The sequence below is a fragment of the Flavobacterium sp. genome (genome assembly GCF_043773265.1).
Classification (GTDB): domain Bacteria; phylum Bacteroidota; class Bacteroidia; order Flavobacteriales; family Flavobacteriaceae; genus Flavobacterium.
This window is the reverse complement of the sequence record NZ_JAYVFH010000015.1, coordinates 41,204-47,383: the sequence shown is the minus strand read 5'-3', so window position 1 is coordinate 47,383 and position 6,180 is coordinate 41,204. Positions and strand designations below refer to the sequence as shown.

The 6,180-nt window shown below is 31.6% G+C and carries 6 protein-coding genes and 1 pseudogene; 6 read left to right on the top strand and 1 reads right to left on the bottom strand.

The features are described from left to right. From ACH2BO_RS00775 to rlmH, 5 genes and pseudogenes are all read left to right on the top strand, one after another. A pseudogene (locus tag ACH2BO_RS00775) lies at nt 1-459 on the top strand (3-hydroxyacyl-CoA dehydrogenase); the annotation flags it as partial. Between the two features lie 167 nt (nt 460-626). Further along, complete coding sequence (locus ACH2BO_RS00770) at nt 627-980, top strand: four helix bundle protein (RefSeq protein WP_395042852.1); 354 nt, start codon at nt 627-629, stop codon at nt 978-980. Between the two features lie 53 nt (nt 981-1,033). Further along, nucleotides 1,034-2,215 (top strand): acetyl-CoA C-acyltransferase, encoded by a 1,182-nt coding sequence (locus ACH2BO_RS00765; protein WP_395042851.1) that lies wholly within the window; start codon nt 1,034-1,036, stop codon nt 2,213-2,215. A 118-nt stretch (nt 2,216-2,333) separates the two neighbouring features. Then, entirely contained in the window at nt 2,334-4,124 is a 1,791-nt protein-coding gene (locus ACH2BO_RS00760; protein ID WP_395042850.1) for an acyl-CoA dehydrogenase family protein, read from the top strand. A gap of 92 nt (nt 4,125-4,216) precedes the next feature. Continuing rightward, the gene (rlmH, locus tag ACH2BO_RS00755) at nt 4,217-4,690 is read left to right on the top strand and encodes a 23S rRNA (pseudouridine(1915)-N(3))-methyltransferase RlmH (RefSeq protein ID WP_395042849.1); all 474 of its coding nucleotides are present in this window, start codon (nt 4,217-4,219) and stop codon (nt 4,688-4,690) included. A gap of 3 nt (nt 4,691-4,693) precedes the next feature. On the opposite strand, the gene folP is transcribed toward rlmH, so the two are convergent. Next, the gene (gene folP / locus ACH2BO_RS00750) at nt 4,694-5,521 is read right to left on the bottom strand and encodes a dihydropteroate synthase (protein WP_395042848.1); all 828 of its coding nucleotides are present in this window, start codon (nt 5,519-5,521) and stop codon (nt 4,694-4,696) included. Between the two features lie 102 nt (nt 5,522-5,623). Here folP and ACH2BO_RS00745 point away from each other — a divergent pair, with 102 nt between their 5' ends. Beyond that, nucleotides 5,624-6,166, top strand: coding sequence for a DUF1599 domain-containing protein (locus ACH2BO_RS00745; protein ID WP_395042847.1), 543 nt, complete (start codon nt 5,624-5,626; stop codon nt 6,164-6,166). The last annotated feature ends 14 nt before the right edge of the window (nt 6,167-6,180 follow it).

Sequence of the window (6,180 nt, the reverse complement as noted above, 5' to 3'; positions counted from 1 at the left end):
CAAGAATATTTTATGGCAGTCGCAATGGCAAAAGTGTCAACATCTGCTTATGAAGCTTTCGATTTAGGGATTCTTCAAAAAGGAAAAGATGTAGTAGTAGTCAACAAAGACAGACAAATTGCAGAAGCTAAAAAACACGCTTTGTTAATGGCAGAAGCTGGCTACACACAACCAGTTCAAAGAAAAGATGTAAAAGTTTTAGGAAAACAAGCATTGGGAATGTTTTTAGTAGGAACTAACCAAATGGTTGCTGGAAAATACATTTCAGAACACGATTTAAAAATTGCCAATAAACTAGCATATGTTATGGCTGGAGGCGATTTATCAGAACCAACTTTAGTTAGTGAACAATATTTATTGGATATTGAAAGAGAAGCGTTTTTATCACTTTGTACTGAAAGAAAAACATTGGAGAGAATTCAGTTTATGTTGACTAAAGGGAAACCATTGAGGAATTAGTATTAAGACTGGAGTATTAAGAATTAAGACTTTAAAAAGATTTCAGATTTTGGTATTAAGTATTAAGACTTTTTATAATACCACAAAATAAAAATTTAATTATATTAATGTAAAACTTGATTGGGTGTCTTAATACTTAATACAACAATCTTAATACAATAAAGATTATGCACAATTTTGAAAAATTAAAAATTTGGCAAAAAGCAATGGACATAGCTGTTTCGGTTTATGAAGTTTCCTTGTTATTGCCGAATGATGAAAAATTTAATTTAATTCATCAAATAAAAAAATGTGCAGTTTCTATACCTTCTAATATAGCTGAAGGTTCAGGCCGAAATCATAATAAAGAATTTGTCCAATTTTTAGGAATAGCAAATGGATCTACTTTCGAATTGATAACGCAATTAATTTTGGCTAAAAGATTAAAACTTATAAATGAAGAAATAGTTCAACCAATAATAAGTCAATTAGTAGAAGTTTCAAATATGAATTTCTCCTTTCAAAAAACATTAAAAGTATAATCAAACGATTGGTAAGTCTTAATACTTGATACTCCAATCTTAATACAATAAATATGAAAACAGCATATATAGTATCCGGATTTAGAACAGCAGTTGGAAAAGCACCAAAAGGAGTTTTTCGTTTTAAACGTCCCGATGAATTAGCAGCAGAAACCATTGAACATCTAATGTCTCAATTTCCAGATTTCGACAAAAAAAGAATTGACGACGTAATGGTTGGAAACGCAATGCCAGAAGCCGAACAAGGTCTAAACGTAGGTCGTTTAATTTCCTTAATGGGATTAAAAGTAACCGATGTTCCAGGTGTAACAGTAAATAGATATTGCGCTTCTGGACTAGAAACTATCGGAATGGCAACAGCCAAAATTCAAAGCGGAATGGCAGATTGTATTATCGCTGGTGGTGCCGAAAGTATGAGTTTTATTCCAATGGGTGGTTATAAACCAACACCTGATTATGCTGTCGCAAAAGAAGGAAACGAAGATTACTATTGGGGAATGGGTTTAACGGCAGAAGCTGTTGCCAAACAATTTAATATTTCTCGAGAAGATCAAGATGAGTTTGCTTTCCATTCGCATCAAAAAGCATTAAAAGCACAAGCCGAAGGTAAATTTGACAAACAAATTGTTCCTATTACTGTTGAGCAAACGTATATCAATGAAAATGGTAAAAAGGAAACAAAATCATACGTTGTAAGTAAAGACGAAGGTCCAAGAGCTGATACTAATATTGCTGCTTTAAATAAATTACGACCAGTTTTCGCCGCAGATGGAAGTGTAACTGCTGGAAATTCGTCTCAAATGAGTGATGGTGCAGCGTTTGTTTTAATTATGAGTGAAGAATTAGTAAAAGAATTAAACATTACTCCTATTGCTCGATTAGTAAATTTTGCATCAGCTGGTGTTGAACCAAGAATTATGGGAATTGGACCAGTTAAAGCAATTCCGAAAGCATTAAAACAAGCTGGATTGACTTTAAATGAAATAGGATTAATAGAATTGAACGAAGCTTTTGCAAGTCAAGCATTGGCGGTAACTCGTGAATTAAATTTAAATCCAGAAATCATCAACGTAAATGGTGGTGCTATTGCATTGGGTCATCCATTAGGTTGTACTGGAGCAAAATTATCCGTACAATTATTTGACGAAATGAAACGTCGTGGCGATAAATACGGAATTGTTAGTATGTGTGTTGGAACAGGACAAGGTTCTGCTGGTGTATTTGAACTTTTATAACAAATAAAAATATTAAGAACACAGATTTGAGAAATTTGAAAAATCTAAGAAATGATTAAAATTTCTCTAATTTCTTAAATCTGCGTTCAAAAAACTATTAAAAATAAAAAAATAAATTATGGAAGATATAACAAGAGGTGGACAATTTTTGGTAAAAGAAACCAAATGTGAAAATGTCTTTACTCCAGAAGATTTCTCAGAAGAGCAAATAATGATGCGTGATTCGGTTAAAGAATTTGTTGACAAAGAAATTTGGCCTAACAAAAACCGCTTTGAAGCCAAAGATTACAAATTTACAGAAGAAGTAATGCGTAAAGCTGGCGATATGGGCTTTTTGAGCGTTGCTGTTCCTGAAAATTATGGTGGAATGGGAATGGGATTTGTAGATACTTGTTTAGTTTGCGACTATATTTCGGGTGCAACTGGATCGTTTTCAACAGCTTTTGGTGCTCATACCGGAATTGGAACAATGCCAATAACTCTATACGGAACCGAAGAACAAAAAATAAAATATGTACCAAAATTAGCTTCTGGCGAATGGTTTGGTGCGTATTGTTTAACAGAACCAGGTGCAGGAAGTGACGCCAATTCTGGAAAAACAAAAGCGGTTTTATCCGAAGATGGAAAAACCTATTCTATTACTGGACAAAAAATGTGGATTTCCAATGCTGGATTTTGTTCGGTATTCATCGTTTTTGCTCGAATTGGTGATGATAAAAACATTACAGGTTTCATAGTTGAAAATGATCCTTCAAATGGAATTACAATGAATGAAGAAGAACATAAATTAGGAATTCGTGCTTCTTCAACTCGTCAAGTTTTCTTTAATGAAACCAAAGTTCCAGTAGAAAATATGCTTTCTGAAAGAGGAAACGGATTTAAAATTGCAATGAATTCACTAAACGTTGGACGTATAAAATTGGCAGCAGCTTGTTTAGATGCACAACGTAGAGTAACTTCTGGAGCTATAAAATATGCTAACGAGAGAATTCAATTTGATGTGCCAATTTCAAGTTTTGGTGCAATAAGATACAAATTAGCAGAAATGGCAACTTCTGCTTATGCTGGCGAAAGTGCTACTTACAGAGCAGCAAAAGATATTGAAAACCGAATTAAATTGCGTGAAGAAGAAGGAAATTCGCATCAAGAAGCTGAATTAAAAGGAGTCGAAGAATTTGCTATTGAATGTTCGATTTTAAAAGTAGCAGTTTCTGAAGATATTCAAAATTGTGCCGATGAAGGTATTCAAATTTTTGGTGGAATGGGATTTTCAGAAGATACACCAATGGAAAGCGCTTGGCGTGATGCAAGAATTGCTCGTATTTATGAAGGTACCAACGAAATTAACCGAATGTTATCTGTAGGAATGTTGATTAAAAAAGCAATGAAAGGTCACGTTGATTTACTTGGACCAGCTTCAAAAGTGCAAGAAGAGTTAATGGGAATTCCATCATTTGAAACTCCAGATTATTCTGAATTATTTGCAGAAGAAAAAGAATTAATTGGAAAACTGAAAAAAGCTTTCCTTATGGTTGCTGGTGGTGCAGTTCAAAAATTTGGTCCAGATTTAGAAGGTCACCAACAGTTATTAATAGCTGCAGCCGATATGTTAATCGAAATTTACATGGCAGAAAGCACGATTTTACGCACTGAAAAATTAGTGAATTTAAAAGGTAAAGATGCAGTGAAAGAACAAGTTGCAATGGCTGAATTATACTTATACAAAGCTGTTGACATTATTGCTCTAAGAGGAAAAGAAAGTATAATTTCTTTTGCCGAAGGCGATGAACAACGTATGATGCTCATGGGTTTACGCCGTTTTACAAAATATACCAACATGCCAAACATTGTTGGATTGAGAGAAACTATTACTGCCAAATTAATTGCCGAAAACGAATATTGTTATTAAGATTTTTAGTTAAGTTAAATGTTAGGAAAAGCCACTTGAGAAATTGAGTGGTTTTTTTTATATTTTAGCAACAATTAAAAGCAATACTATATATGAATATCAAACTTCTCACTATTGGCAAAACAGACAATAAAAACCTTCAATTGTTGATTGACGAATACAGCAAGCGATTATCATTTTATATAAAATTTGATTTAGAAATAATTCCTGATATCAAAAATGTAAAAAATCTTTCTGAAAACCAACAAAAAGAAAAAGAAGGTGAATTAATTTTATCAAAACTAGCAACAACTGATCAATTAATTTTATTAGATGAAAATGGAAATGCCTTTTCAAGCATAGGATTTTCTGATTATTTACAAAAAAAAATGAATGCCGGAATAAAAACTCTTGTCTTTGTTATTGGTGGACCATATGGTTTTAGTGAAGAAATTTATAAAAAAGCAAACGGAAAAATTTCTTTATCCGAAATGACTTTTTCGCATCAAATGGTTAGATTATTTGTAATTGAACAAATTTATCGTGGATTTACTATATTAAAAAATGAACCATATCATCATCAATAGTTGTTAATTTTCAATCAATTTTTGATACAATTTTACACATTCAACAGCTTCTTTTACATCGTGAACTCTAAGTATTTTAGTCCCTTTCATTAATGCAATTGTATTTAAAGAAGTTGTTCCGTTTAGAGAATTTTCTATATCAGTTTCTAATGTATTATAAATCATTGATTTTCTAGAAACACCTGTTAATATTCGTAATTCTAACATTTGAAACAATTGTAATTTATTTAAAACTTCAAAATTTTGTTCTTTTGTCTTGGCAAATCCAAAGCCAGCATCTATAATTAAATCATTTATTCCTAAACTTCTTGCAAGTGCAACTTTTTCTGAAAAATAAAATAACATTTCTTTTATAATATTTTCATATTGAGCTAAAGTTTGCATAGTGTTAGAATTTCCTTTCATGTGCATCATAATGTATGGAACTTGAAGATTTGCAACTGTTTCCATCATCAATTTATCTAACATTCCTGCAGAAATATCATTAACAATTGAAGCGCCATTTTCTACACTTTGTTTCGCAACATTACTTCTAAAAGTATCAATTGAAATAATTGCTTCAGGAAATTGATTTACAACGATTTGAATAATTGGAATTACTCTTTTTAATTCTTCATCTTCAGATACAAACTCTGAATTTGGCTTACTCGAATAACCACCAATATCAATAAAAGTTGCACCTTCAAGAATCATTTTTTCAACTTGATTTAGTAACGCAACATCTGAATTAAATTTTCCTCCGTCAAAAAAAGAGTTTGGAGTACAATTTAAAATTCCCATAACTTTTGGGTTAGATAAATCGACTAATTTTCCGTTGCAATTGATTGTCATATAAAAGTTTATAGTATGTTATTGGCAGATTATAGATTGCTAACTTTGAACTTCAATCTTAATTCTTTACTTTTGAAAAAAATTCATACAAATATACATTTAATGAAGAAAACTTCGCAAGAATATGACAAAGTAATTGGTATTTGCCGAGAATTATTTGTCAAAAAAATGACAGATTACGGAAGTGCTTGGCGCATTTTACGTTTACCATCGCTTACAGACCAAATATTTATAAAAGCACAACGAATTCGTAGTTTACAAGAAAATGAAATAAGAAAAGTAGACGAAGATGAAACTGGAGAATTCATTGGAATAATCAATTATTGCATCATGGCTTTGATTCAAATAGATCATGGAATTGCAGACCAACCAGATTTTAATGTTACAGAAGCAACACGTTTTTATGATGAAAAGATCACTTTGACTAAACAGTTGATGGAAGATAAAAATCATGATTATGGCGAAGCTTGGCGCGAAATGAGAGTGAGTTCATTAACCGATTTAATTCTTCAAAAACTGCTTAGAGTAAAACAAATTGAAGATAATAAAGGAAAAACTTTAGTGTCTGAAGGAATTGATGCCAATTATCAAGACATGATAAATTATTCGGTATTTGCATTAATATTAATGAAATTTGGTCAATAACAATTCATTAACAA

Bases quoted from the DNA above. Each gene is read 5' to 3' on its own strand.
- ACH2BO_RS00770 (WP_395042852.1), top strand. From the start codon at position 627: ATGCACAATTTTGAAAAATTAAAAATTTGGCAAAAAGCAATGGACATA.
- ACH2BO_RS00765 (WP_395042851.1), top strand. From the start codon at position 1,034: ATGAAAACAGCATATATAGTATCCGGATTTAGAACAGCAGTTGGAAAA.
- ACH2BO_RS00760 (WP_395042850.1), top strand. From the start codon at position 2,334: ATGGAAGATATAACAAGAGGTGGACAATTTTTGGTAAAAGAAACCAAA.
- rlmH (WP_395042849.1), top strand. From the start codon at position 4,217: ATGAATATCAAACTTCTCACTATTGGCAAAACAGACAATAAAAACCTT.
- folP (WP_395042848.1), bottom strand. From the start codon at position 5,521: ATGACAATCAATTGCAACGGAAAATTAGTCGATTTATCTAACCCAAAA.
- ACH2BO_RS00745 (WP_395042847.1), top strand. From the start codon at position 5,624: ATGAAGAAAACTTCGCAAGAATATGACAAAGTAATTGGTATTTGCCGA.